Annotated in this window: 24 protein-coding genes and 5 pseudogenes; 11 read left to right on the top strand and 18 right to left on the bottom strand. The window is 58.9% G+C overall.

Annotated features, from left to right (window positions below; all coding sequences use genetic code 11):
- Positions 1–16 precede the first annotated feature (16 nt).
- The 5 genes from ACR9ZQ_RS02500 to ACR9ZQ_RS02480 all read right to left on the bottom strand — a co-directional run bounded on the left by ACR9ZQ_RS02500 (position 17) and on the right by ACR9ZQ_RS02480 (position 4909).
- Entirely contained in the window at positions 17–832 is an 816-nt protein-coding gene (locus tag ACR9ZQ_RS02500) for a hypothetical protein (RefSeq protein ID WP_481426758.1), read from the bottom strand.
- Positions 833–1152: 320 nt separating this feature from the next.
- A complete protein-coding gene (locus ACR9ZQ_RS02495; protein ID WP_481426757.1) occupies positions 1153–2046 on the bottom strand; it encodes a DUF2092 domain-containing protein in 894 nt (297 codons plus the stop codon).
- A 129-nt stretch (positions 2047–2175) separates the two neighbouring features.
- Positions 2176–2958 carry a 3-hydroxybutyrate dehydrogenase gene (locus tag ACR9ZQ_RS02490; RefSeq protein WP_113322085.1) on the bottom strand — a complete coding sequence of 261 codons (783 nt, stop codon included), beginning with the start codon at positions 2956–2958 and terminating at the stop codon, positions 2176–2178.
- Positions 2959–2983: 25 nt separating this feature from the next.
- Complete coding sequence (locus ACR9ZQ_RS02485; RefSeq protein ID WP_481426756.1) at positions 2984–3742, bottom strand: acetoacetate decarboxylase; 759 nt, start codon at positions 3740–3742, stop codon at positions 2984–2986.
- A 27-nt stretch (positions 3743–3769) separates the two neighbouring features.
- Entirely contained in the window at positions 3770–4909 is a 1140-nt protein-coding gene (locus ACR9ZQ_RS02480; protein ID WP_481426755.1) for a patatin-like phospholipase family protein, read from the bottom strand.
- Positions 4910–5129: 220 nt separating this feature from the next.
- On the opposite strand from ACR9ZQ_RS02480, the gene ACR9ZQ_RS02475 reads away from it, so the two are divergent.
- From ACR9ZQ_RS02475 to malQ, 4 genes and pseudogenes are all read left to right on the top strand, one after another.
- Positions 5130–5816, top strand: a complete 687-nt coding sequence (locus ACR9ZQ_RS02475) for a TetR/AcrR family transcriptional regulator (protein WP_113322088.1) — start codon at positions 5130–5132, stop codon at positions 5814–5816.
- A 131-nt stretch (positions 5817–5947) separates the two neighbouring features.
- Positions 5948–6436, top strand: coding sequence for a hypothetical protein (locus tag ACR9ZQ_RS02470; protein ID WP_113322089.1), 489 nt, complete (start codon positions 5948–5950; stop codon positions 6434–6436).
- 419 nt (positions 6437–6855) lie between these two features.
- Entirely contained in the window at positions 6856–7059 is a 204-nt protein-coding gene (locus ACR9ZQ_RS02465; RefSeq protein ID WP_481426754.1) for a DUF6894 family protein, read from the top strand.
- A gap of 917 nt (positions 7060–7976) precedes the next feature.
- Positions 7977–9806 (top strand): annotated as a pseudogene (gene malQ / locus ACR9ZQ_RS02460) (4-alpha-glucanotransferase); the annotation flags it as partial.
- 680 nt (positions 9807–10486) lie between these two features.
- On the opposite strand, the gene ACR9ZQ_RS02455 reads toward malQ, so the two are convergent.
- The gene (locus ACR9ZQ_RS02455) at positions 10487–10870 is read right to left on the bottom strand and encodes an SPW repeat protein (protein ID WP_481426753.1); all 384 of its coding nucleotides are present in this window, start codon (positions 10868–10870) and stop codon (positions 10487–10489) included.
- Positions 10871–11012: 142 nt separating this feature from the next.
- Here ACR9ZQ_RS02455 and ACR9ZQ_RS02450 point away from each other — a divergent pair.
- A pseudogene (locus tag ACR9ZQ_RS02450) lies at positions 11013–11265 on the top strand (amylo-alpha-1,6-glucosidase); the annotation flags it as partial.
- Between the two features lie 57 nt (positions 11266–11322).
- On the opposite strand, the gene ACR9ZQ_RS02445 reads toward ACR9ZQ_RS02450, so the two are convergent.
- The gene (locus tag ACR9ZQ_RS02445; protein WP_113322091.1) at positions 11323–11547 is read right to left on the bottom strand and encodes a hypothetical protein; all 225 of its coding nucleotides are present in this window, start codon (positions 11545–11547) and stop codon (positions 11323–11325) included.
- A 213-nt stretch (positions 11548–11760) separates the two neighbouring features.
- On the opposite strand from ACR9ZQ_RS02445, the gene ACR9ZQ_RS02440 reads away from it, so the two are divergent.
- On the top strand, positions 11761–12237 hold the full coding sequence (locus tag ACR9ZQ_RS02440) for an Hsp20 family protein (RefSeq protein ID WP_481426752.1): 477 nt from the start codon (positions 11761–11763) through the stop codon (positions 12235–12237).
- 52 nt (positions 12238–12289) lie between these two features.
- A complete protein-coding gene (locus ACR9ZQ_RS02435) occupies positions 12290–12799 on the top strand; it encodes an Hsp20/alpha crystallin family protein (RefSeq protein WP_481426751.1) in 510 nt (169 codons plus the stop codon).
- Positions 12800–13002: 203 nt separating this feature from the next.
- On the opposite strand, the gene ACR9ZQ_RS02430 is transcribed toward ACR9ZQ_RS02435, so the two are convergent.
- A complete protein-coding gene (locus ACR9ZQ_RS02430) occupies positions 13003–13404 on the bottom strand; it encodes a hypothetical protein (protein WP_481426750.1) in 402 nt (133 codons plus the stop codon).
- A gap of 22 nt (positions 13405–13426) precedes the next feature.
- On the opposite strand from ACR9ZQ_RS02430, the gene ACR9ZQ_RS02425 reads away from it, so the two are divergent.
- Positions 13427–13726, top strand: coding sequence for a DUF982 domain-containing protein (locus tag ACR9ZQ_RS02425; protein ID WP_113186310.1), 300 nt, complete (start codon positions 13427–13429; stop codon positions 13724–13726).
- Positions 13727–14692: 966 nt separating this feature from the next.
- Here the strand turns inward: ACR9ZQ_RS02425 and ACR9ZQ_RS02420 are convergent.
- The 4 genes and pseudogenes from ACR9ZQ_RS02420 to ACR9ZQ_RS02405 all read right to left on the bottom strand — a co-directional run bounded on the left by ACR9ZQ_RS02420 (position 14693) and on the right by ACR9ZQ_RS02405 (position 17206).
- Positions 14693–15106, bottom strand: a complete 414-nt coding sequence (locus tag ACR9ZQ_RS02420) for a type II toxin-antitoxin system VapC family toxin (RefSeq protein ID WP_113186311.1) — start codon at positions 15104–15106, stop codon at positions 14693–14695.
- Positions 15103–15351 carry a type II toxin-antitoxin system VapB family antitoxin gene (locus ACR9ZQ_RS02415; protein ID WP_113186312.1) on the bottom strand — a complete coding sequence of 83 codons (249 nt, stop codon included), beginning with the start codon at positions 15349–15351 and terminating at the stop codon, positions 15103–15105. Before ACR9ZQ_RS02415 ends, ACR9ZQ_RS02420 begins: the two co-directional genes overlap by 4 nt.
- Before the next feature lie 440 nt (positions 15352–15791).
- Positions 15792–16290: pseudogene (locus ACR9ZQ_RS02410) on the bottom strand (alpha/beta fold hydrolase); the annotation flags it as partial.
- Between the two features lie 22 nt (positions 16291–16312).
- Positions 16313–17206 (bottom strand): SDR family oxidoreductase, encoded by an 894-nt coding sequence (locus ACR9ZQ_RS02405; protein ID WP_113322096.1) that lies wholly within the window; start codon positions 17204–17206, stop codon positions 16313–16315.
- Between the two features lie 140 nt (positions 17207–17346).
- On the opposite strand from ACR9ZQ_RS02405, the pseudogene ACR9ZQ_RS02400 reads away from it, so the two are divergent.
- Positions 17347–17660, top strand: a pseudogene (locus ACR9ZQ_RS02400) (plasmid stabilization protein).
- 904 nt (positions 17661–18564) lie between these two features.
- On the opposite strand, the gene ACR9ZQ_RS02395 reads toward ACR9ZQ_RS02400, so the two are convergent.
- From ACR9ZQ_RS02395 to ACR9ZQ_RS02380, 4 genes are all read right to left on the bottom strand, one after another.
- Positions 18565–18840 carry a hypothetical protein gene (locus ACR9ZQ_RS02395; protein WP_113186314.1) on the bottom strand — a complete coding sequence of 92 codons (276 nt, stop codon included), beginning with the start codon at positions 18838–18840 and terminating at the stop codon, positions 18565–18567.
- 82 nt (positions 18841–18922) lie between these two features.
- Positions 18923–19303, bottom strand: coding sequence for a DUF6481 family protein (locus ACR9ZQ_RS02390; RefSeq protein WP_113322098.1), 381 nt, complete (start codon positions 19301–19303; stop codon positions 18923–18925).
- Positions 19304–19332: 29 nt separating this feature from the next.
- Positions 19333–19557, bottom strand: coding sequence for a hypothetical protein (locus tag ACR9ZQ_RS02385; RefSeq protein ID WP_481426749.1), 225 nt, complete (start codon positions 19555–19557; stop codon positions 19333–19335).
- 130 nt (positions 19558–19687) lie between these two features.
- A complete protein-coding gene (locus ACR9ZQ_RS02380; protein ID WP_113186317.1) occupies positions 19688–19897 on the bottom strand; it encodes a cold-shock protein in 210 nt (69 codons plus the stop codon).
- A 943-nt stretch (positions 19898–20840) separates the two neighbouring features.
- Between ACR9ZQ_RS02380 and ACR9ZQ_RS02375 the strand changes: the two genes are divergently transcribed.
- A complete protein-coding gene (locus tag ACR9ZQ_RS02375; RefSeq protein ID WP_481426748.1) occupies positions 20841–21218 on the top strand; it encodes an RT0821/Lpp0805 family surface protein in 378 nt (125 codons plus the stop codon).
- Between the two features lie 127 nt (positions 21219–21345).
- Positions 21346–21687 (top strand): MBL fold metallo-hydrolase, encoded by a 342-nt coding sequence (locus ACR9ZQ_RS02370; RefSeq protein WP_481426747.1) that lies wholly within the window; start codon positions 21346–21348, stop codon positions 21685–21687.
- Positions 21688–21700: 13 nt separating this feature from the next.
- Here the strand turns inward: ACR9ZQ_RS02370 and ACR9ZQ_RS02365 are convergent.
- Together ACR9ZQ_RS02365 and ACR9ZQ_RS02360 are read right to left on the bottom strand one after the other, a co-directional pair.
- Positions 21701–22376 (bottom strand): annotated as a pseudogene (locus ACR9ZQ_RS02365) (transcriptional regulator).
- 740 nt (positions 22377–23116) lie between these two features.
- Positions 23117–24166, bottom strand: coding sequence for a class I SAM-dependent methyltransferase (locus ACR9ZQ_RS02360; RefSeq protein WP_481427270.1), 1050 nt, complete (start codon positions 24164–24166; stop codon positions 23117–23119).
- Positions 24167–24293 lie beyond the last annotated feature (127 nt).

The following is a 24293-nucleotide window of genomic DNA, read 5'->3' as shown; positions in this document are numbered from 1 at the left end:
CCATGCTGAGCTGAATCTAATTTCCGCTGGGAACGCGATTGTAATTCGACGGCGGGACTTCGCCCGTGACCGAGATGTTTGCCTGGATCTTATAGACGATCCGTAGATTGGCGGCCGCAGCCTGAAGCCAACCGACCGCCTCTTCCGATGTCCATGCCGTGCCCTCCGGCGGCAGGCTCTCAAACAGGCCGGCAATCAGAGGATTGATGGACTGGGAGCTGCTATTGCCGCCGCTCTGATTCGTTCCGCCCTCTCCGCCGCCAACGGGCGGGCCGGAGCGGCTCTGATCGGAAGAGCTCGCATATGACCCGCCAGAAGAGCCTGAAGACCTGGCTTGAGACGAACCAGACGACGCCGCGTTAACAGAGCCCGGAGAGCTGCCGTGGGACGAACTCGAGGACGCTGCGCCAGAGGAACTCGCAGTAGATCCAGACTGATCTCCAGAGGAGGAATACGTCGTTCCACCTGTGCTCGAGGCGGCCGCAGCACCGACGGCGACGCCTGCCGCATACCCGCCCAGGACGTAGGCCTCGCGGCGATAGTATCCACGGCCATAGTCTCCACCGCCGTACTCTGCGCGGCCATGGTCTCCGCGGCCGTATCCGCGCCCATAATCTCCCCCACCATAGTCAGCGCGGCCGTGATCTCCGCGGCCGTAGTATCCGCGGCCAAAGTATCCGTTGCCGTTGCCAGAGACCTTGAGATCGCCGGAATTGTTGACAGTGAGGTTGCCTGAGTCCTTTCCGACAATATTGCCCCCGGAGTTCATGAAGGTGCGGTTGCCGTTGATGTTACCGCCTGAGTTCAGTGTGTTGCGGATGTTTCCGGACACGTTGCCCCCTCCGCGGCCGGGTCTTTCCGCCAAGCGCCCCTTTGCGCCACCGACAATTGGCATACGAGTGCGAGGGCTCACAGGTAGACGTTTCTGCGCGCTCACCGGCGGCCGACCGTGGCTCGCCATCGGCGGACGCGGGGTGCGGCCTATCTGCGGACGTGGGAACCCGCCCGGCCCTCCCGACGGGAAATGGGGTGGCCCTCCAGACGGCAGGGGCGGCGGACCACCGGGCGGCGGCGCAAACTGACCGAAGGCAACGTCCGATGTGACGGCCGTCAAAGCGAGAAAAGCAAGGCAGGTGCGCTTTAGATAGCTCATCACTTGCTTCCTTCCGTTCCCGACGCGACGGCTGGCGTCAGGTCGATCTTTTTCACACCCGCGGGAGGTTCAAAGGTGAATTCGGAGTTGGTGAGAGGGGGCTGGGTCTTCCAACTGGTGAATTCGGCAACGAAGCTTGGTTGCCCCTGCAGCAACGGGTAGGTGACGACCAGACGATGCGGCGTCGCCGCGGCATTCTTCTCGACCCACAATTCCAGATCGATGCCGGACTTCTGAGAGAAAAACAGATGCTGGCACTCGACGCCGTCCACGTTGGCCGTCCCGACCTGCCAGGCGGCCATGGCATCGCCCAACAGGACTTTGTCCGGAGAGTCTGCAAAAAGGACGCCGAGCGGAAAATCGACGTCCAGCTTGGTCGTAACCTCGTTGAGCGCAGATGGTATGTCGCCCGAGGCCGGGATCGTCACGTACTTCTTGCTGTCGGGAAAGTAGACCGAGGCCGCCTTGCCGTCGTAGAACAGATCGTGCTTGCCGTCGTCGCCGGTAAACTCGACGGCGATCCGGTCGGGACGGCGCACGGTGATTTGCATCGTATGGAAGATGTGAAGCGGTTGTCCGGACTGATCCAGGTAAATGCTGATCGTTCTCGCCGTGATCCTCAGGTCCCTGGCAAGGAGCGTCTTTCCCATCTGCGAAACGGCGGTCGCGGCCTCGTCGCTGATCGCCGGTTTTATCGGCGGGGTCGGCTCATCCGCTCGGGCTGTCGGCAGCACGGCGAATCCTACGAACATGCCGAGCGCAGTAGTCTGGACGGCGTTCCGCAGTATCGCAGTCATTCCACGCACGCATGCGCCGTCGACAGAGCGGTTCGTGGCCACCGAAGGTCGCCGGGCCTTCGTGAGGGCCTGCCGCAAACCATTACAGACTTTCATGTTCATTTCCTTTGACACAGACGAGATAACGCGAGCCCAACTGTGGCTCGTCGCGAGGTAGAGTTGTTCCGGAGTTGCTGGAGCGTTTCTGTCGCACGGCGCCGCAAAGGGTGTCGTCCGTCCTCGATCCTACTGCATGAACCAGCCGTGGCTCACGACCAGCGACTGACCGGTCACGGCATTGGACTTGGCGGCTGCGAAATAGAGAACGGCGTCGGCCACGTCATCGGTGCTGGTAAACTCGCCGTCGACCGTGTCCTTGAGCATCACCGTCTTGATTACCTGCTCCTCGCTGATGCCGAGCTCCCGCGCCTGCTCGGGGATCTGCTTGTCGACGAGCGGCGTGCGCACGAAGCCGGGGCAGACCACGTTGGCCGTGACGTTGTGCTCGGCCCCTTCCTTTGCCAGTACCTTGGCCAGTCCGATCAGTCCGTGCTTGGCCGTGACATAGGGCGCCTTCAGCTTCGACGCTTCCTTGGAGTGTACCGAACCCATGTAGATCACCCGGCCGTAATTGGCGGCATACATGTGCTTGAGGCAGGCGCGTGTGGTCAGAAAGGCACCGTCGAGATGGATCGAAAGCAGCTTTCTCCAGTCCGCAAAGGGAAAGTCGACCAGCGGCTTGACGATCTGGATGCCGGCGTTGCTGACTAGCACGTCGATCTTGCCGAGTCTCGAAATCACGTCACCAACGGCTTTTTCCACCTGCTCCTCGTCGGCGACGTTCATTGCCACGGCGAAGGCGTCGCCGCCCTTGCTTTTGATCTCGGCGGCCGCTTTGTTCGCGGCGTCGAGATTGAGGTCGGCGATCACGGGAATGCCGCCTTCGGCTGCGAAGCGATGCGCGATTTCCTTGCCGATGCCGCTCGCGGCTCCGGTAACAATCGCCACTCTTCCATCAAATCGAGACATGGATAGTTCCTTTCAGTGCGCGAGATCAGTCATTTTGGAGGTAGTCGAACACGACCTCGCCGAGGCCGAGCGTCAGGTCGGCAACATAGTGGCTGGCCGACGTGACCTCGCGCACGGGCAGACGCGCGACGTCGCAGAGCGCGTGTTCGAACAATTGCAGGGCTGCCGGCCCGGCCCATGCGCCCTTCAGCGTCACATCCTCGAGATAGTAGCGCACGAGTTCGCAAATCCGGGGCGAACCGTCGACGTGCGGGATGATCTTAAGCACGAATGCGGGCTTCGCCATCGCCTTGGCCAGCGGCTCCAGCGGGAGCTCGCGATGCTTGTAGCCCATGGTCGCCATCACGCACAAAACCGAGCCGTAGCGGAGCGTCCCGACGAGCGTCTCCTGTTCGTGCGACAGCTTCGGCGTCGCCAGCTTCTTCGGAAAGCCCCAGATCTCGCGGCCGCCGGCGATCGGAGAGTTGTCGTCAAGATACATGGCATGCACGTAGCTGCCTTCCTGCACCTTGCCGGATGGCGTCGTGAAGCGCACCGGAATGACCTGCCCGGTTTCCGTATAGTCGCCGAAACCCGTGGAATCCGGCATGCGGATGAATTCATAAGCAACGGTGTCGCCGATCACTTCCAGCGGCTCCGGCACGACGGCGCGAAGGACCTCCGGATCGGTCCGGTAGTTGATGACGACAAATTCGCGGTTGTAGAACTTGTAGGGTGGCCTCGGATAGGCCGGGTTGTTGAACGGCATCGCGAAGCCATTTTCGCGGACTTTGGCGATCTTCATGGTCGTGCTCTTCTCTTTGGTGAAATTTCAATCGAAGTCGAAAATGGCGACGCCGTCCGGCGTGCCGGGCCGCTGCAGCACCTCGGGGTGTTGCAATGTTTGAAGGGCGTCGTTGTAGCCGGAGGCCCAGTGCTCCTCCATCGTCAGCCGGGAGAACTCGTAATCCTTGGAGCTCGCCTCGTATTTCTTGGCGCGATATATGAGCTGTACGATGTTGTAGACCTTCTCGTCGGCCTGATCGACGAGCAGCTTGATCTCCGGATCGGCTTGCAGCAGCGCGTCCCTTGGGACGAGCTCCACGAGATGGCCGAGTGCGCGGCGCAGCCGCTGCTGCGTCTTGAAATGGTCGGTCGCAGCGCGCGTGCGGCTCGAGAAGCGGATATCCTTCTGGCGCAGTTCGATCCCGAGCAGGTCGCGCGGCAACTCGCCACCCGCGCTCCAGAGATCGACCTGAAAGGCCAGCGTGTCCTGGCGCGGCGTGTTATCGAGGACCCATTGCAGCGGCGTGTTGGAGATGAGACCCCCGTCCCAATAGCACTCGCCGTCGATCCTCGTCGCCGGGAAGCCGGGCGGCAGGGAGCCGCTCGCCATGATATGTTCGGGGCCGATAGTGTGAGTCGTGGTGTCGAAATACTCGAAGTTGCCGGTGCGCACGTTTACGGCGCCGACACTGAAACGCATGGTTCCTGTATTGATGCGGTCGAAGTCCACCAGCCGTTCCAGCGTCGCCCTCAGCGGTGAGACGTCGTAGAAGCTTTGCGCCTCGATACTGCCGGCGGATGAAAAGAAAGGTGGCACCGGACGGGGCGTGAAGAAGCCCGTCGCGCCGTCCATCAGGGTGGCGAAGGCATGTGCCTGATTGAGCAGGCCGCGCGCGAAATCACCCTGGAGGCCCATCGCCCCTAGCATTGCCGAAAGCAGCGTGGAAAACCCGTGAGCCGGGGCGGTCACCGTCTCCCAGAAGTTCCGGAGCGCCGCCACTCGTCTTTCGGGCGGATTGCCCGCAATCAGAGCGCTGTTGATGGCACCGATGGAGATGCCGGCGACCCAATCAGGATGCAGACCGGCTTCGGCCAGCGCTTGATAGACGCCAGCCTGATATGAACCGAGCGCCCCTCCGCCTTGTAACAACAGTGCGATACGCTCGAATGGCGGACGCTCGGCCATGCGGTGCCTGTTGTTTTTGACGGGATGTTGAGCGGCCATCAATGTACCTCTTTTGTTGTAGCCTCCCGAGACGCCGATTGCGTGCTCGTATCGTGCCGCAATGGCAGGCCGGACGGCTCAAGGATGTTGACATCGCCCACTTAAAGGCAGGAGTAGACAATGTCAACATCCTGGAATCAAAAATGTTGACACGAGCAACTTAAACACCTAATGGACGAATATGACCAAGGACATTTCCATCACAGAGCAGCGCCCCTATCATCATGGCGACCTGCACAGGGCTATCGTAGAGGCGGCACTCTCTGTGCTCAGCGAATCCCAGAGCACGGAATTTTCGCTTCGTGAGCTCGCCCGACGAGCGGGCGTCAGTCACAACGCCCCGTACAAACACTTCGCCGATAAGCGCGAATTGCTGGCCGCCGTCTCGGCGGTCGGATTTGAGCTCCTTGCAAAGCGGATGGCCGATGCGACGAAGGAACTCGACAGTCCGCGCGAGCGTCTGGCGGCTATAGCGCGCGCTTACGTTTGCGGCGGCGTCAACAATCCAGCGCTCTACAGATTGATGTTCGGCGGCTACCTTGGTGGCCAGGACAACGGGCGCCCCGCGATCGAAAGAACTGCGGCCCACAGCATGAAAGCCGTTGTGGTAGAGGCGATTTGCGACGGCGCGCTCGGGCGCGTCATTCCTAACTCCGCGGCAAACACGCGCACGATCGATGGTGCCATTCTAATATTCTGGTCGCAAATGCATGGGCTGACCTTGCTGCTGGTAGACAGCCTCGTCGGCCCCAGCGGCAAGATTGAGGAGCTGAGCGAGGGCGTGCTGCAAGGCATGCTCGACGGATTGGCGAATTGTATCCCGGAAGTGCCAGTCGGAGTGTGGGTGGGGCCTCCCCCTGCCGAGTAGAACTTTCCAAGTCTCGCGCTGGCAAACCTTTGAATTTTTGCCGGGCACGCTCGGGCATTGGGTCGGACGGGATTCGCTCGCCCTACCATTTGCGTGTCGCCGCTCCGGGTCGTTCCGAGAGGAGAAATCTCATGGACGCATACATCTCTGCTGTGATGGGGCTCGCCGGCATCGCGATTGGGAGCCTGACCTCGTTTGCCACCACGTGGGTGACGCATCGATCACAGGTGAAGGAAAAACAACGCGAGGCCGATGCTGCCAAGCGCGAAAAGCTGTTTTCTGATTTCATCGCCGAAGCCACGCGGCTTTTCGGTGACGCAATAAGCCACCAGAAAGACGACGTCTCCGACCTGGTGCTGCTCTATGCCCTGGTCGCCCAGATGCGTCTGATCTCATCTCGACCGGTCGTCGACGCAGCCGAACTGGTGATGGCAAGGATCGTCGAAACCTATTTGACACCCAATCGCTCACTCTCTGAAATCCGGGACCTTGCCCGTTCCGGCGCGATGAATTTTCTCCTCGATTTTGGCGAGGCTTGCCGGGCAGAACTGGCCGGTGGACGCGCTGTCTCTTCTGCGAAGCGGACACCCGCCCTTTCGGCGGCTGGTTCGATAAGGTAAGCTGCGCAACTTGAGACGCCCCAGTAAAAATTCGCTCGAGTTCCGTCTCCAGCGCCAGGAACGTGTTCGACAATGCCGGCTGGGCGGTAGGCACCTTGGCTGTGGCCAGAAGCACGCCATACGCCGGGGAAGAGCCGCTGGCAGGGCGCCATGCTCGGAGGGCTGGGTAGAAACAGCTCGTAAAGCGTGGCGGTTGGTCGAGAAGCATTATGAAAAGCTGGAAAAAACCCACAGATAGGCGGGAACTTTCCGCCGTACGCGCGGTTCGAGGAATGGATTGTGCGGCGACCCTCTTTTGTGTCGACTGACCTTCAATGGCGCTGTGCGGTCCGCCTCTTTGCTTGGAAACTCTCGCGCCCCTCTCGGTTAAAGCACCTCGGTACGGTTGAGGTGCTGAACATGCCACTTTTTATTTCCACGTGCGTAAGGATGGATTGCTCGAGAAGGATCCAGAGGGAATTGGACTCGACTCAATTAAGAAGGCGAAAGAGGAAGCAATTCAGGGGGCGAGAGAGATTCTGGCGGAAAAGTTGCCGGCTGGTGAGGTCGTTGACGGCCAATCCTTCGTCATTACATCTGAGATGGTCGCGTCCTGCGCGAGATCCCATTCAAATCCGTGTTGAAGCTCGACTAACACCGATCGGATTACATCCGATTTCCTTACTTGTCCGGGCACCCGATGTTTCGTTCATATTTTATGCCGGCCCCACGTTTCCTCTCCCCATAGCGCGTCCCCTGGACCGCTAGCCCGGAGACGGGGGGCCGGTACCATCTGCTGGCTCTTCATCGCATACTCATGCTGGGCCTGTGAAGATCAGTGTCAGATGCCACTTTTACAGGTGTAAACGAGTGGAAGACGTCGGTTCTGACAGTTTTCAATTTGGTCTAAAAGCGCTGCTGGATAAGCATCCGGAACTCAGGCCCTGCGTGCCATGGCACGCAATTTGACAGAGTTAATGAGACATATGGCGATGCCTTGCGGTTCAAAGAGAAATACCTGACCGACGGTGAAGATCACCAGATGATCCTTGCCCACTATATGAGCTTATGCAGCAAATTGGAGGAGCATCTCCTGTCCAGCCTCATCTCCAACATGAGGCAGAAGCCTCGCCGGAATTAACACGGCCGACGATTTCTCTCCAAGCCACAGGAAAAAGGGCGCAATCAGCAAGGGACATCACGGCTGTGAATGTCGCGCCGTTGCCAGGTGACTCTGGCTTCGAGTTTTGATTGCCGTGGCGAGATGCGTGAGGGGACCGAGCGTCCTGGCTCGCATCTGTATTGATGCTGCGAGGCCCATCGCGCGGAACAAGTGATAGATTTCCACGTCTACAGATTGGGATCGCGCGGAGGGGGCTAACGCCCCTTTTAGCCTAGGCCACCCTCTGGGCAGTCGTGCGGTCCCACAAGGCTTGTCGTCACGGCAAGGCAAGCCTGCCGGTTCACGGCGGTAGCGTCAGCGTCTTCGCGCCGATGCTTTGTGAGAAAGTGGGGCGCCATGGTGCAGGAACGAAGCATGTCTGACACGCCCCTATCCGGCCTGAACGGAAGCGCGCTCGATCAACTGGCGCTTGAGAATGGTATTGATCTGAAGCGTCCAACGCCCAACGGACAGACGGTGGAAATTTCTGATGACACCAAGCGAAAGCTTCTGCACGCCTTGAATGTGCAGCCCGACAGTCAAGCTCGCGGCCCCGATGACCGGAACATCAAGCGAAACGTCTTTCAAACGGCGACTAGATGCTTCATTCCCAATTTCTTGTCGAGCGAACGGGTTTGGGGCGTAAGTCTTCAACTCTATGAACTGCGATCTCAGCGAAACTGGGGGATTGGTGATTTTGAGGACCTGCGTGTCATAATTGATCTGGTCGCTTCGCTGGGCGGTGACTTTGTCGGATTAAACCCGCTGCACGCTCCATTTCTTGCTGACGCAGGACGATGCAGTCCCTATGAACCTTCCAGCCGGCTATTCCTCAACCCACTTTATATTGCGGTGGAAAAGCTGCCCGGCTTCCAATCGGATGCCGACCACCAAACGGCGATCGCCGCTTTGCGCGACACCGATCTCGTCGCATATGAGGCCGTCGCATCGGCCAAGCTTTCCGCGTTGCGAACGATATGGGCGCGTTGGAAAAGCGCTGATGCGGCTGATTTCACGGTGGCGGAATTTGAAGCGTTCGTCCGAAATGGCGACGTCACGCTTCGACGTCACGCGCTTTTTGAGGCTCTGTCGGCGCAGATGACGCAAAGCGGCTTTTCGGCAGGCTGGCACTCCTGGCCAAAGGAGTTTCAGGATCCGAATGCGCTGGCGGTCGGTTCATTCGCCGCCGAGAATGACGATGACATCCGCTTTCATCTCTGGCTTCAATGGGTCACGCATCGCCAGCTTTCGCAAGCCGCCGCGCATGCTCGAACATCTGGCTTGCGGATTGGACTTTATCTCGATCTCGCTGTCGGCGAGGCTCTGGACGGTTCAGCAACATGGAGCGACCGCGAGGTCTATCTTACGGACGTGACCATCGGCAGCCCGCCTGATCCGTTCGCGCCGGACGGTCAGGACTGGCATCTTGCAGCGTTTCAGCCTTCGCGGATCGCTTCTGGTGAGGCCCCGCCGTTCCAGCGGATGGTAAAAGCGGCAATGCATTATGCCGGCGCCATCAGGATCGACCATGCCGCGGCCCTGCGCCGGCTTTTCCTGGTCCCTGTCGATGGAACGCCGGCCGACGGCGCTTATGTCAGTTATCCGCAGGACGACCTGATCCGGATCCTGGCAGAAACATCCGCCCAGCATCGCTGCCTTGTCATCGGTGAGGATCTGGGATTGCTCCCTCAGGGACTTCAGCACGATCTGGCGGCGGCAAACATCCTGTCCTATCGAATTCTCTCCTATGAACGTGATGATGCAGGCTTCAAGGCAGCAGTCGACTACCCGGCTCTCGCTCTCGCCTGCATATCGACGCATGACCATCAGACGCTGACGGGCTGGTGGCGCGGCGCCGATATCGCCTTACGTGCCGAACACGGTATTGTTTCGCCGGAACTGACGCGACAGCATGAGAATGAGCGCCACGCGGAACGCCAGCAGCTGATCCAAGCGATTGGCAATTCGAACTCCGATATCTTAACCGAGACCCCGTCGGCATCCGCCCTGGACGACATGACCATCCGGGCGCATCGGTTTATCGCCGAGACGCCGAGCATCCTGGCGGCTGTTCGTCTCGCCGACCTGACCGACGAAAAGCGACCAACCAATGTCCCGGGTACGAGCAGTAGTTACCCCAACTGGCAACCGAAACTTTCGGTGTCGATCGAGAGGCTGTCTGCCCTTCCCTCCGTGAGGGGGATTTCGGACACGATGAACAAGGGTCGGCAGGTGAGCCTGTCGGACCGTGTTCGGAATTTCGGCCATCATGGCAAGCAGCACTCGCAGGAAACATCCAGCTTGTCCAACCGACCTGGGGCGGTGAGCGACGCAACCGACAAGACGGATGCCCAAAAGCTCGACGCGATCGTCGAGAAATACGCCGACAAAATTCCACGGCCTTTGGGTCGTTTTGTCAGATGGCTGAGAAAGCCTGAGCTGCGATGGCTCCGCCTGGGAGCCGGCATCTTGTTTGTTCTCTTCGGGTTCGTCGGGTTTCTCCCCATCCTTGGTTTCTGGATGGTGCCGTTGGGTTTGATCATCCTTGCACAGGACAGCAAGTTTTTGCAGCGCCCGACCTTGAAGGCGATCACCTGGCTCGAAGCGAAACTGGCGAAGTAGAAACCGGGGCATGATTGGATCGTCCGAGGATTCGACGATCGCAGCGAGAAAGGCTGCAGCGTCGTGCCGCAGTTGCGCCACGGTTGCTGGCTCTTCGGTCTCTGACTGCCGGTCCTTGTGGGAAAGATTGGTCGGAGGATCCTCCGCCAGGGCCGCAAGGTTTTGTACATAGCATTGCTGGCCGAGACACGGTCATGGGGACCGGTAGAGACAGCCAACCCATTAAGGTGGAACAGGCGAATGCTCGTGATTGGTGGCAGCACCAGCGGCGTCACTGGCATGCCTGTTTAGCGCCGGTCCAGTCGGTGAGTGGCGACACCACGCGCACTGCGTCCCAAGAGGCATATCAACGACACGGACATCGCCACGATACCCACCACTATATGCGAGATCAACGGATCTGAGAGATGGTCGAAGTTAACTATCCAGGGCGCGGCCGTGATCCAGGCACCAAGGCCGAAACAGGCACGCTCTATCGTCGGCCAAATATCTGTGGCAGCGATTGATGCCATGATGACCAGTACCATGCCCGAAATGAGCGCGTGTGCGAAACCGATTGATGTTGTGCCATAATCCAGTACGAAGGGGCAGCAGCACAATACCGCTCCGGCAATCGCGCTTAGGGTGTGGAGTCGTGGAAGTAGTGATCCTTGTTCCTCGGTTTTTCGCATGACGACCTCAGAAAGGCTGTTGCGAAGAACAGATTTGGGACGCCGATTTTTCGAATTCAAGTCCGCCTTAAGACTGCAATTTGCCATTCGTGCAAACGGGCCGTGACCTCCCGGTAAATAGCTGATCGCCGGCGGGGAAATCCTGCCGCGCATACGCGCGCAGAGACCGACCTTCTATGCGGTCGCCTGCTCGCCGCAGGCATTGGCTGCGCCTTTTCGTTATTGCAGTTATGCTTCGGTCTCGAGTTCGAACCGGACGCCTCAGCTTGAACGAGCCGCGCCTTTGGAGCTTCCTCGACGAGGTCACGGAGCGGCACCTGCTGATAGGCAGTGGTTTGGCCGACATTGCCATTCGACGCTCCGGTCGCAATGTCGTGGTGGACGTCATCGAAAGGGCGATATCCGCGGGCTCACGACCGCATGACCGGTTGGGCGGCCAAGCCCCGGCAACGTCATTTGTCCTGCTCTTCCTCGTCGGCGGAGAGCAGATCGATGAGCACGGCAATCCTGCCTGTCGGCAGACGGCGACCTTCGCCAAACAATGCTTCGTCGTTGTTGGCCCACGCGAATGCTTCGGCGAGTTCGGCCTGGGTCGCACCTGTCGCGATGACTTCAGCCACCAGAGTTTCGTCGGCAGGCCCAAGGATGGCGATGACGTCGCCTGAAATCATTGTCATGGCCACTTTCTCCTCTCTCTAACTCGGCTGAGATAGGTGGCGCTTCGGAAAGATTCAATCTTTACACCGAAAATTCCACTTCCCTTGAAATTCTAATACACTGAATTATATCAATATTAGTCGATTCCTAACCGGGATTGACACAGGTCCAGGAGGCGCCGGTCGCTCTTGGCGTCTCCTTATATCCATGTTGCTTATAAGGAGGATATGGCTATGAGGACAAACCTCGATTTCTCACCCCTATTCCGGTCAAGCATAGGCTTTGACCGTATGTTCGAAGCGCTTGAGGCTGCAAGCCGCGCCGAGACGAGCGATAGTTGGCCGCCTTACGATATCGTCAAAGCTGGCGAGAATGATTACCGCATTGTCATGGCAGTGGCGGGCTTCTCACAGGACGAACTGACGATGACCCAAGAGCAGAACATGCTCATCGTCTCGGGACAGAAGGCAAGTGCCGATGACCTCCAATATCTGCATCGCGGCATCGCTAGCGGCTCGTTCCAACGTCGCTTTGAACTCGCCGACCACGTGAGGGTCGTGAGTGCGGGTTTAGTCAACGGTCTGCTGACCATCGATCTCAAGCGCGAAATCCCTCAAGAGATGAAGCCGCGTCAGATCGAAATCCGAACCGGCCAGACAATGCCGAAGGTCGCGGCCCAGCAGATCGAGGGCAAGCAGCAGGCGGCTTAAGCCTTCGCAGCAGAAAAGTTTTGCCAACGAACCCACAGAAAGGAGAAGAAACATGAGTGTTCGTGATCTGATCCCCTGGGGCCGCAATAATGGCGCCCAGGTGCCAAGTCTCTTACGCGATGACGACCGTGATCCCTTCCTGTCGCTTCATCGCGAGGTGAACCGTCTATTCGATGACGTCTTCCGCGGCTTTGGTTCCGGCCTGCCATCTTTTGGCAATACCTCCGTCTTGGGAGGTGGGTGGCCAAGCGTCGAAATCTCCAACACCGACAAGGAGATCAAGGTGACGGCCGAAGTCCCCGGCCTAGAAGAGAAGGACATCGAGGTCTTGCTCAATGAGGGCGTGTTGACGCTAAAGGGCGAAAAGCGCTCCGAGAGCGAGGACAAGGATCGGCAGTTCTCCGAACGCTACTACGGCCGCTTCGAGCGTCGCATTCCGCTCGGTGTCGAGCTCGACGAAGATCAGGTCGAGGCCACCTTCAGGAACGGCGTGTTGACCGTCACCTTGCCGAAGACCGAGAAGGCGCAGTCGCAGGTCAGGCGCATCGCCATCAAGAGCTGATCGAAACGAACGCGCGGCGCCGGCCATCTGGCGGCCGGCGCGCATCCCTCGCCTAGATGGGGAGGACAAATGATGGAGTTTGGCAGACACAGATAACGAGAGAATAGCAACGGCTTCCGGTTTGCGTGTCTCGATCGATAGTCGGCGGGGGCATCCTTGTTTTGGGGCACCCACCATCCCCGATAACGCGGTTACCCGGGTCTTCAACCGTCGCGCTCCGTGACAATGACAGGGACCGCGCGGACGAAGGGCCGGCGGCTTGTTTTCGGCCGGCGCAGCGTGCCATTCATCGAAGATTTGATGGCCGACACGGGACGTGCCGACGATGGCGGGCAGCGATTACCAACCAGAGACCACAGCGTGCCCACGACGGATGGCGTCGGCGAAGGTGCCCCCAATCGCCATCCCGCCACTACCGACGGCACCGAGTGCTCAACGTCTCGGCCAAGATCGTCGCTCGCTGGGCCGGCTGACCCGCCACTGCGAATTTCCTCCAGAATGGATTCGGCATCTGACAAATTTTCATGGAGGATGTATTGAAATGAAAAAACCGGGAAAGTAAATTTTGAGCGGCGCCAGATTCCGGCGTCGTCCTTGTTGATCACCAATGTTTTCAGTGAGGTAGCAATGAACGCCAACTTTAATCGTCCCGTCTATCTGAAGGAACGGGAAGGCCTGATTCGAGAGATATTGTCTCTGGCGGACGCCATCGATTTTCTCGAAAACTGGCCGGAGAACGCCCGAGATTTCGTCCATGAGGCGACCATCAAGACCTGCTACATGGCCCATGATGGACATAAGCCGCTTGAGGTAGCACGCGATGCCGTTCGGGCATTCGGGAATAAGAAGGGTATCTTGATGAAGCAGCCTGCGGTTCAGCCGTGGATGATCAAGACGCCAACCGGTGGTGGCCGCGTTTCACCCTAAGACAGCAGGAAGCGATGGGGAGGCCGTTTATGCGGCCTCTCTAATAGAGCCATCCACAAGCAATGGAAGATGCTGGCTATAACGCAGCGATCAGGATGAGACGCGCCTCACCTTGGTTGCCGCCGCGCACGCTGGCTATGCCCGACATCAGCCATGCAAGACGCCGAAGCAAATGCAGCTCGCCAACGCATTCTGTCGATTTCTCGATTTGCCCCAGACACTGGAATAGGACGGCCCGACACCATCGAACTCTCTAAGCTCAAAATTGCAACAACCGATCATTTTGCCCGTGCTCGCCGGCCTGAACGACACTAGTTTAGGAATTACGCATTTTAAAGCGCAGATGGAGTCAGTGAAAAGGACTGCCTAGCTCGCGGTTGGGCAAACGACGCACCGCTAAGGCAGCGATTCACGTTTTAGCCTCGGACTTCCGGATTCAGCCCACGGGCGAGAACTGAAGTCAGCCACACGACAAGACCCCCAAGGAAAAGCGAGCGATTCTCCCCAAAATCGCACAGCGTAGCGCATAGCGAGAACATGGACCGGTACCCAAAAGCATTGGTCCAGATTCCCGTGCCGAGACCTGAAAGTTAAAAGCCTACGCGGTTGGTATTGCCAAACAGCACCGACGCGGTCCCGCCCGAGCCAGCAGCATATCCATTCCGGCTATGCTTATAATCCCTATGCCCGCAGCGCGCATGACAGCTGACCAACGTCGAGGCAAAGCATCGTAGGCCACCGCGGCATACCCGGTGACGGCGGGTGCGACCTTGCGGCTAAGGGCACGCTGGCGAGGCCACTGGTATGTCCCGGCTCTGGATGGGCCGCACGACAGAAGTCTGACGCGGACCAGATAGCTTGAACTGGGCCAGAAGCTCGATCAGCGATTCGGCGTCGCGGGCGAGACCGTGGCTGGCGGCGGTCTATGCGGACGTGACGGGCAACCAGAGACTGGAATAGGAACGGTCAGAAGTCCCACGGGCACAGGAGATCGAGACCCGTCGTTTCGAAATCCTTGAGATTGCGTGTGGCCAGGCGCCCGCCATTCACTCGCGCGACTGCAGCGATCATTCCATCAGGTGCTGACATTGCGCGCCCTCGACGAATTGCCTCCGCCATGATTTCCCCATAAGCGAGGGCGGCTTCTTCCGTCAGCCCAAAGATCCGATCGGCAAACCGACGACGCCACTCCGCCAGACCCTGCTCCAGACGATCGGCCCGCTGGTCGGGCCTAATCTTCTGGATACCGAAAGCGATCTCGGCGATTGTCACGGTTGGCAGCGCCAGTTCCGCATCGAACCGAACCAGCCAAGCCATGACAGCTTCGCCTGGAGCCTTCCTTAAAGTTTCGGAGACGACGTTGGTGTCGAGAAATATCAAACCTCGATGCCTCGATGAGGATGACGGTTTTCACGGATCACGGCATCCAGATCAATGTCTGTGGCAGCTTGCGCGTTTACACGCAAATAGAAACTAGAAGCAGGCTCGCGCCCCGCCTCACGGGTCTCGTAGGCTTCAAGCGCGCGTTCAACCACTTCGGCAATCGAACGATTTTCACGGCGCGCTAACCTGTGAGCCAGATCCCTTGCCTTTGAGCTTCGGACAGAGAGTTGTGGTGCGGCCATTTGTGGTGGTTCTCCTTTTTGCCAGATATAAGCCAATAATCGGGTGCCATCAAGATGGCGCCTGATGGCTTGCCGTCAATCAGATCAAGACATCCAAGCCCGGGCACTGCCGAGGCAGAATTCAACCACTGGGATGCCGATGCCCTCTGCAAATCTCAATTGCGGCTCCACGCCATCACTCTGGGAAGGCGACGACGCTTCAACGGGGATCTAGAACTACGCCGCCAAAGCTCCTGCACATGGCCATACATCATCGGCCTACCTCATGGCACGTGAAAGGCCGACAGCCGCTGGCGTCGAGAAATTTGCCTTTGGCCGGGAGCATACGAGGACCACGCGCCTCCTGGACTAAACTGGATGACGCCGAGGCCGTTATCGGTGAGAGCACGTGTTTGCATTTGAGGAGCGGAACGCCATGTCCGATCGACCGGTTCGCGGGTCAAGCCCTTGCGGCCCCGATCCGTATGGAAATAGTATTGGTACCAGTCGCGCGCCTCCCGATCGGGCGAACCCGGATTGACGGCGCCAACGATGTCCTGGCTGCTGTAGGTAGCCCCGGCGCCAGTCCCAGCCCCCTTTCCGGCCATAGCGCGGCAACAATGCAGGCGGCGCGGCCAGCCCAGTCGTATCCTCCAAGGATCGCCTTTTCGATCGACAGGCTGTCCATCAGTGCCAACAAATCGGCGCCCAGTGCCGCCTGCTCCCCGGAGCGCGGCGTTTCTTGCGACAGAAACCGGGTCTGGCCATACCCTCGCAAGAAAGGCACGATGCAACGGCTTCCCGATGTCGAGAGGGTCATCGCAACGTCGTCATAGGCATGGCGTCATAGGGAAAGCCATGAAGCAGGATCGTTGGCATGCCATCCGCTGGACCTGACTCGTAATAGGCAATATTCAGGACACCCGCGGAGACATGTATCAAAGCTGGTACGTGCGACATGCTCACCTAAAAGTCGTTCCGATCAGGCGACGCCTTTGCCGCCGGTGACACCGTAAACCTCGCCGTTGATGAAGCTCGCTTCCTGAGAGGCGAGGAGCACAAAGACGGGAGCCAGCTCGACCGGCTGGCCAGGACGACCAAAATCACTGTCCTTGCCGAAGTTCTTGACCTTCTCGTCTGGCTGGCCGCCACTCGGCTGGAGAACTGTCCAAACTGGGCCCGGTGCGACAACATTGGCGCGAATGCCACGTTCGATCAGTTGCTTGGCGAGCGCTTTCGTATACGCCACGATACCAGCCTTGGTCGTGGCGTAGTCGAGCAGGATCGGAGACGGCTGGTAGGCTTGGATAGAAGCTGTCGTGATCACCGCCGCTCCTGCTGGCATATGACGAACCGCAGCCTGTGCGATCCAGTGGAGCGCATAGAGATTGGTCTTCATCGTTTTATCGAAATCTTCGCTGGAGAGATCTTCGATCTTCTCGCGATATTGCTGCCGGCCGGCATTGACGACGAGAATGTCGAGACCGCCCAGCCGTGAAACGGCTTTCTCGACCAGTTCACGGCACCATGCTTCGTCCTTGATGTCACCCGGCAGGGCGAGCGATGTGCGGCCTTCGGCTTCGATAAGGCCGATCACCTCTTTGGCATCCGCTTCTTCATCCGGGAGGTAGGCGATGGCGACATCGGCGCCCTCGCGAGCAAAAGCGATGGCCGCGGCACGCCCGATGCCGGAATCCCCGCCCGTGACGAGGGCTTTGCGGCCCGTGAGCCTTCCCGATCCCCGATAGCTTTGCTCACCGTGATCCGGCACGGGATCCATCTTGCGGGCGAGGCCAGGCGCCTGCTGCGGCTGGACCGGAAAAGGGGGCGCGGGATAGAGATCGCGAGGATCGTTCAAGAAGGTTTTGTCGCTCATGATGACACCTGATGCTTTCGCAAAATTGCGCGATAATGACTGTCTGCGAACGCCCGTTTGCTCCTTTGGTTCCTGTAAGCCCTCCGGTGGAGCAAACTTTCTGAACCTTCGTTCGTCCTTATTATCGAAGGAGGAATGTCATGCGCCGTGGTGACAAGTCCAATCACACAGACAAGCAGGAACGCGGGCGGACCACATTGCCGAAGTTACGAAGACCGCGGCGGATCCGGGAAGGAGGCCGAGCGCCCAGCCTGGGCGACTGTCAACAAGGATGATGGCGGTGGCAAGGAGGCTGGCGGTTCAGGGCAAGGCAAGCATACCTCCCGCAGGCCACAAAGCCGGCGAGAAAGGCGGCAAAGCTCCAGCGTCGCAATCGGCCGCAGACCGTTCGGCTTCGGCAAAGAAGGCGGCGGCGACGCGGAAGCGGAACGCCGAGCACCGCGTTCATCATTGATGAACCACATGATCATGCGCGGGGTCACGAGCGTGGCGATGCCGTCGAACACCATCCGAGGTCCCTCGCAAGAAACAGCTCACATGGCGGCTCAGCCAGGCCCAGGTCATACCAAGCGCGGACGTGCCTCTCCGACAGGCAACTGCGCCTTCTAATTGATTTCGTTGAGGCCAACGTCGATCAAGCGCTCACGATCGCCAACCCTGGCGCGCGGCGCGGGGGCCAGCACTTCGCATCGTCGCCATGGCATCAAGCAAGCGATGGGCATCGCCCGCGACGGAGGGAGGGCGACGTGAGTGCTAGCGAAGCAGCCCTTTCGGCCGGCTTCTCGCACCAATCCCACATGGCACGATGGATGAGGTGCGAGGTCGGATACCGCTGTCGAGGCGAATTCAGCCCAAGAGGCTTTAGAAGCTCTTAAGATGGCCCCTGCGATCGATCGTTACCAATTACGCGATGCCGGTTATGACCGGCTCACAGCTTGCAGACGAGATCCGGCGCGTGGCACCTAGTGCTGGCCACCGGGTATGCCGAACTGCCGGAAGGGGCGACACAACTATGGTCAGGCTCGCCAAGCCCTTTACCCAAGTGCAGCTTGCGGCCCGTTGGCGGGAGCTATGCATCGACGTGGTTGAACTCGGGAGCATGCAGTCGCTTGAGAAAGGCCGGTTTGGGCTCGTGAGACTCGATCTGACCGCCCTTATTGATGCTAGAAGATCCGACCGACCGAATTGTGTGCCAGCACGATGAGGCAAGCGGCGCCTCATCGTCGTGACGTGGCCTAGCATCGGCTTGTCTGGGACTCGATAGGCTTGTTCAGAGTTCATGAGATCGCCGGCGACCACCCTTGAGGACAAGGCCCCGCGAAACCTGTGCCAACTTGGTCCGTGGGCACCAAGCGGGGTCACGCACGGTCGTAGGTAAATGACGTCAGCAGGGTGGTGACGAAATTGCTCGCCCGTTCCTTGACCAGAACCTCAGTCCATTCATCGGTTCCGCGAAGCCTTAGATCCGTATAGATGCTGTCGACAGCTGCTTCTTCGATCCGCTTAATATGCGTCTTGAACGCGGCTTCCCCGCCGGCATGATACATGTCGCGGATGACCATGCGCAAGATCTCCTGGATCGCGATCTGCCAGGCAGTGTTGATCGCCTGAAGTTCCTTCGTATCGGGTGCCATCGGAGGCTCCTGTGGTGTGAGTGAGAACCTTCAGCGAGTCGCGATGAGACGGCGTCGGCAGCTCGGATCATCGAGCGGAAGGCTAAGCTTGTCTCGCTTTACGGTTGGCATAACGACGGTCGCGTTCAGCCTTTCGCGCCGCCTCATCCTCGATCACCCGCGCTATCCGGGCGTTCTCGGCTGCGACGCGGGCTTCGTTTGCGCCTTGAGCTACCGCGTCCGCGGCGGCTTGTTGCTCGCTGGCTTCCGCATTCCGCCGTTCCTGCTCTGCGAGCTTGAGCCGGTCGCGCTCCTGGCGCCTTTGTTCCCTGGCGGAAGCGGCAGCGAGGCGCTCAGCCTCTCTTGTCGCTCGCAGAGGCTCGGCTGCAGCCCTTGCAGCGCGATAGGCATTGAGAAGAGCTGTCTTGGCATCCGCCGCTGCGGCGCGCCGATCTGATAGCTCTTTGTTTCGTGCGTTTTTCAAATTTTCGTCCTGGATTGTGTTGCTTGGGATCAGCGCGCTCTGGCGCGTTTTGCAAGAAGCGCGGACGTTACTGACGCTCGGTCCTGAAGTTCTTTCGAAAGGCGCGCCTCGCGAAGCCGCAATGTCTTCGCCTCCCGTGCAAGAACAAAGGCGTCGAGTTCTTCGACTGCTTTATCCTTGGCGAAGAACTGCTTTTGGACGTCGCCAAAGGCAACCTCCGCCCGCTGGCGGGATTTGCTGTATGTCTCTGTCATGGGAGTTCCGATCCGGATGGGCTCGCTGGAAGGCGATAAACAAAAAGCCAGGCAAATTGCCTGGCCTCGTTTCGATAAGTTGCTTCAACCAGTGCCAGTACATCCGTGGTCAAAGGGAAGCAGTGTTTAATCAAGCCGACTGGAGATTGCAGGCCGACATTTTGCCCGACTTGTTGTCACGCTCAAGATCGAAGCCGATCTTTTGCCCTTCCACGAGTTCGCGCATTCCGGCGCGCTCGACAGCAGAGATATGAACGAACGCATCGGCGCCGCCATTGTCGGGCTGAATGAAGCCGAAGCCCTTGGTGGAATTAAACCATTTAACTGTGCCAGTGGTCATGAGAACCCTTTCATAGCAATAGAGGAACCACAACGCCAAAGCGCTGCGGAAGATAGCGATTTTTGAAAGAGGGGTTCGTTCAAGGCGCGTTGCCAATCGCGCGGTAACCAAAGCTCAGCAAGCAAATATCGATGTCTTGTTCAATAGGCCAAAGGGTCCTCGTCGTCAACAGATTTCGAGCGGGATAGACTTCCGACTTAGTCACTCTGAATCTGCTTCCGGCCGAGGTACAGTGACATTGCCCAGACTGCACTCCTTCACCGTGCCCTACCTGCCCTACCCTCAGGGCATAGTCGGCCCTCTAAGAAGACCCAGGGGTCAAAGCGTACGCGTTGAAGCGGACGCGCGGCCGTTGCGAGTGCTGCCGCACACCAGCGCCCTTCACGACCGCTCCGGGCGATGATTATCCTACGTCATAGGGAGAAGCTTGCCGACGGCGGCAGCGATAGAGTTCAGAATGCTTGCGATTTGTCCGAACTGCCACAGGGCGCTTCACCATGTTAGCTATGGAGCCGAACGAGCTGATCTCGTTTGCGAGCGCAATTCACAGCTCATTCGTGAATAATCGTTGATCCGCTAACCCATCGTTTGCTGTACCGCGCGCCAAACGGTGATATCGAACCCGTCCTGGCAGGCTGCTTGGGGTCGTACCTCGCGATATTCTGCGTGCTTCATCGATATTGACGGAAACGCGAAAAATCTGCACGGCATGGGCATTCGCGCAGGTAAGGATCAGTGGCGACCTGTCGTCCTTGAAGTCGCTCTGTCAAGAAAATCAAGTTTCGCCAATGCCCCAAAGGGCCAGTCTTTGTCAGCGTTTGCGCAAGAAGCGGCGGCTGCGGCGCTGCCGGAGCATTCTCCGGCAAAGGCAATCACTGAAACCTCGCCAGAACGTGAACTATAAGTAACTTGAAATACCAAAAGCAAAACGCTTTATCGGGCGATGAATCCAAAGCACTTCATCTCGGCAATGGGCATCGCGGCTTTGACGGCATGCTCACATATCGAGCCGCTCGAGACGCCCCTCGCCCAATCAGCAATCCCGCACCAGGCGCCCTTGACTGATCAAGCGGTGATCGCAGATACAGTCGGTCGCAGTGCTGTCGGCGCAACTGCGCTCGCTTGGGCCAACCCATCGACAGGCAGCGCGGGCGTTATCGAACAGATCGATCCCAGTAACGATGGACCGGACGGCTGTCTCGGATTTGTAACCAGTCGGCAATCGCTCGACGGTATGGCGCGATTCAACGGCGTAGCTTGCCCGTCTGGGAACAGTTGGAAACTTGGTGGGCAGTATCCAACCCCTGCCCTAGCTCCTTGAATTATAGCACGACGCCCAGTTCGTACTGCCGAACGACGGCAAGGTCTTCGGTGTCGGACACTCCCCAGAGGAAACTGGTGAAGTACTCAAAGCAGCAGGAGCGCCCTCCGATACCGTCACGCTGAGCGTGGACGCGTTGTTGGTGAAAGCGCCAAAGCGCGTGATCATGATCGATACTGGGGTTGGTGGGGCGCTGCAGCAGTCCCTCGCTCAGGCAGGCACCAAACCGGAAGAGGTTACCGACATTCTGATAACCCATTCGCATCCCGACCACATGGGCGGCCTCGCTAAGGACGGGAAGCTGGCCTTCCCCAAGGCAACGATCCGCATGTCCTCGGCGGAATGGGCATTCGCCAAGAAGAACGCCCAGCTTGCGAACATCGTCAAGGTGATCGACAGAAACGTGAAGACCCTTCAAGCCGGGCGGGGTGAAAACCCTGCAGGAAGTGGCCGGGCGTTCGGCGATTGACCGGCTGCTTATATCAATCGAGCTTGAGCCGTTTGCGCAGATCGGCATTTTCGGCGCGCAGTTTTTCAGACAGGAGCTTGCGCAATCGTTGATTCTCCTCTTCCAACTGCAAGAGATCTGCCATCTCATCGATCACCGTCATCGGCACGGCCGAGGCTGTCTGCACAGCCTTTGCGGCACGGCTCACACGTCCACGTTTGTTACTGGACGCAGCTTCGATCACCTTTGCCTTACGACCTCTCCTTTTCTCGCCAACGGCGCCGGTCGGAGCAGCTGATGGCTCTGCCGTTGCGTCAGCTGATGCCGTTTCGAGTGCCGCGGCTTTCTTGGCGCGGGGTTTGCGCTGTTTCTTCGGCGCATCGGACGTTTCGACAACGGTCAGTACGTCGGCATTTGTGATCGTATCAGTCTCGTCGGCCATGCCCATCTCCTGCGTCATTGATTCAGTTGTCGACGTCCCGGAAAGCGGTGTCAACAACGACTCGGCCTGATCTCGCTCCGGTAAAGACACCTCGCGGTCGGATTTGCCACTCTGAGAGATGCCTGAGAGATATGGGATTGCCTCTCTCTCAATATCGCGAGCAACGGATTTTAGATCCATGTTGCCCCAGATCGAGTTTGACCTGGAATTCGAGTTTTCGCCTGCCGGTTTTGTACTCGACCGCAAAATTGCGTTGCACTTTTTTCAATATAAAAAGCCTTGAAGAATCCACGGGATGGTTTGGTGATATGCTGGGACATTCGCAATACCGATTACCGGACTACCAGTCCATAGTCACCTCCGATGCTGCCGCACAATTCCGCAGCGGTGTGGCTGACCGAACGCGGTTAAGGTCGTAACGCTTGACGCTACGAGGTGCACGGTCGTGAAGCGATCGGAGACGGCGACGCCTTACTCAAACGAGCTAAGCGCTTGATAGGGCGAACGTCGAGACATAACGTCCATTTATGAAACCCACACGCGGTCGAGAGCTGGCGCTGGCTTCCAGGCCAGCGCCAGCCCGACCAAAAGCTTCCAATTCGTGATCACGGGGAAGACCACAGTGGCGAAGAGTTGGTGGGAATTTTGCGTCGAGGTTCCAAAAGACACTCGAATCTATTCCTTGCTTCAAAGAGCGACGGCGACATCGAAGTGAAAACTCCTGGCAGCCAAACACCTCCAGCGTCACGATGACGAGGCAGTTTATCATGCGAACACAAAATGTCCGAAACGGCGTGGTCGTCCGTACACTCGAAGCCGATCAAACTGCAGACTAAGCGTTTATGCTGATAAGGCGTTGCCGAAGCAGTGTATCACGCCCTGAAGCGGTCGAAGGCGGTCAGCCCTCGCTTCGCCCTGCAGGGAATCTAAGGAACACCGGACTTTGCGGTCGATCGCTTTAACGCCCGAGATTGCGCGTCCTTCTGGCCGTAGACGGCGACCCCGACATTAAGTTGCCTCGAGAATCATGTTGAGGGGCGTCTGGGCCGCCCGTCGAACATGGGTGAAACCGCCCGACCGGATCACGTCGGACAAACGTTGTTCTCCTGCCTGCGCACCAAGCGCGAGACCTGTCTCCTGAGCAAGCGAGGTCGGAACGCAGATCATCGTCGAGGCGGAGTAATAGAGCCGTCCCACTGGGTTGATATTCTCCTCCAGCGTATCCCCGGCCATGGGCTCCACGACCATCCAAGTGCCGCCGTTCTTCAGTGCACGTCGGATATGAGCCGCCGCGCCGTTCGGATCGCCCATGTCGTGCAGGCAGTCGAAGCAGGTGATAAAATCGAAATCGCGACCCTCGAAATCCTGCGCCCGGCCGACTTCGAAATGGACATTCGTCAATCCGTGCGCCTGGACATGCGCAGTCGCAGCGGCAATCGAGCCCGGATGGAAGTCGTAGCCCGTAAACCGCGAGTCTGGGAACGCCTGCGCCATCAAGATCGTCGATAGACCATGCCCGCATCCGACGTCGGCCACCTTCACGCCCTTCTTCAGTTTGTCGACGACGCCGTCGAGCGCCGGCAGCCAATCCTGCACAAGCGCATTGACGTAACCAGGGCGGAAGAGCCGCGCGACGGCACAGAACATGCAGCCAGCCTGATCGCCCCAGGCCACACCCCTACCGGTCTTGAAGGCGGCCTGTACCTTCGGCTGGTTCTCCACCATCGCAGCGGCGGTATCGAACGCGCCGATCAGATTGGCCGGGCTGTCCGGTGCGGCAAACACGAGAGATTGCTCGGGCGTCAGCGAGAAGCGCCCCTGCTCGTAATGCACATACCCCGAAGCCGCCTGGGCTGCCAGCCACTCGCGCACATAGCGCGGCGCACAGCCCGCAGCCTCGGCGAGTTCGTCGGCCTTCGCTGGGCCGATCTCCCTGAGGGTCGCATATAGCCCGAGCGCATCTCCGATCCGTACCAGCGGCACGCTGACTGCGCCGCCAAGATCGCCGAGGACCCGGCCCACCAGCTCATTGAGAGCTGTTTCGTTGAGTTCCGACATCTCGCATTCCTCCTCATCCTTGGACGGCGTCTTGCCATCCGTGACGCCGAGGATGGAACAAGTCGCCTCCAGGAACATGAGGCGATCGTCCCGCAGCGGCGAACAATCCCGCTGATTGGAGGGACAT

The organism is Rhizobium sp. KNZ14-9A (assembly GCF_056755015.1).
The sequence above is the reverse complement of the archived record's forward strand: the minus strand, read 5'-3'. Positions and strand labels throughout refer to the sequence as shown.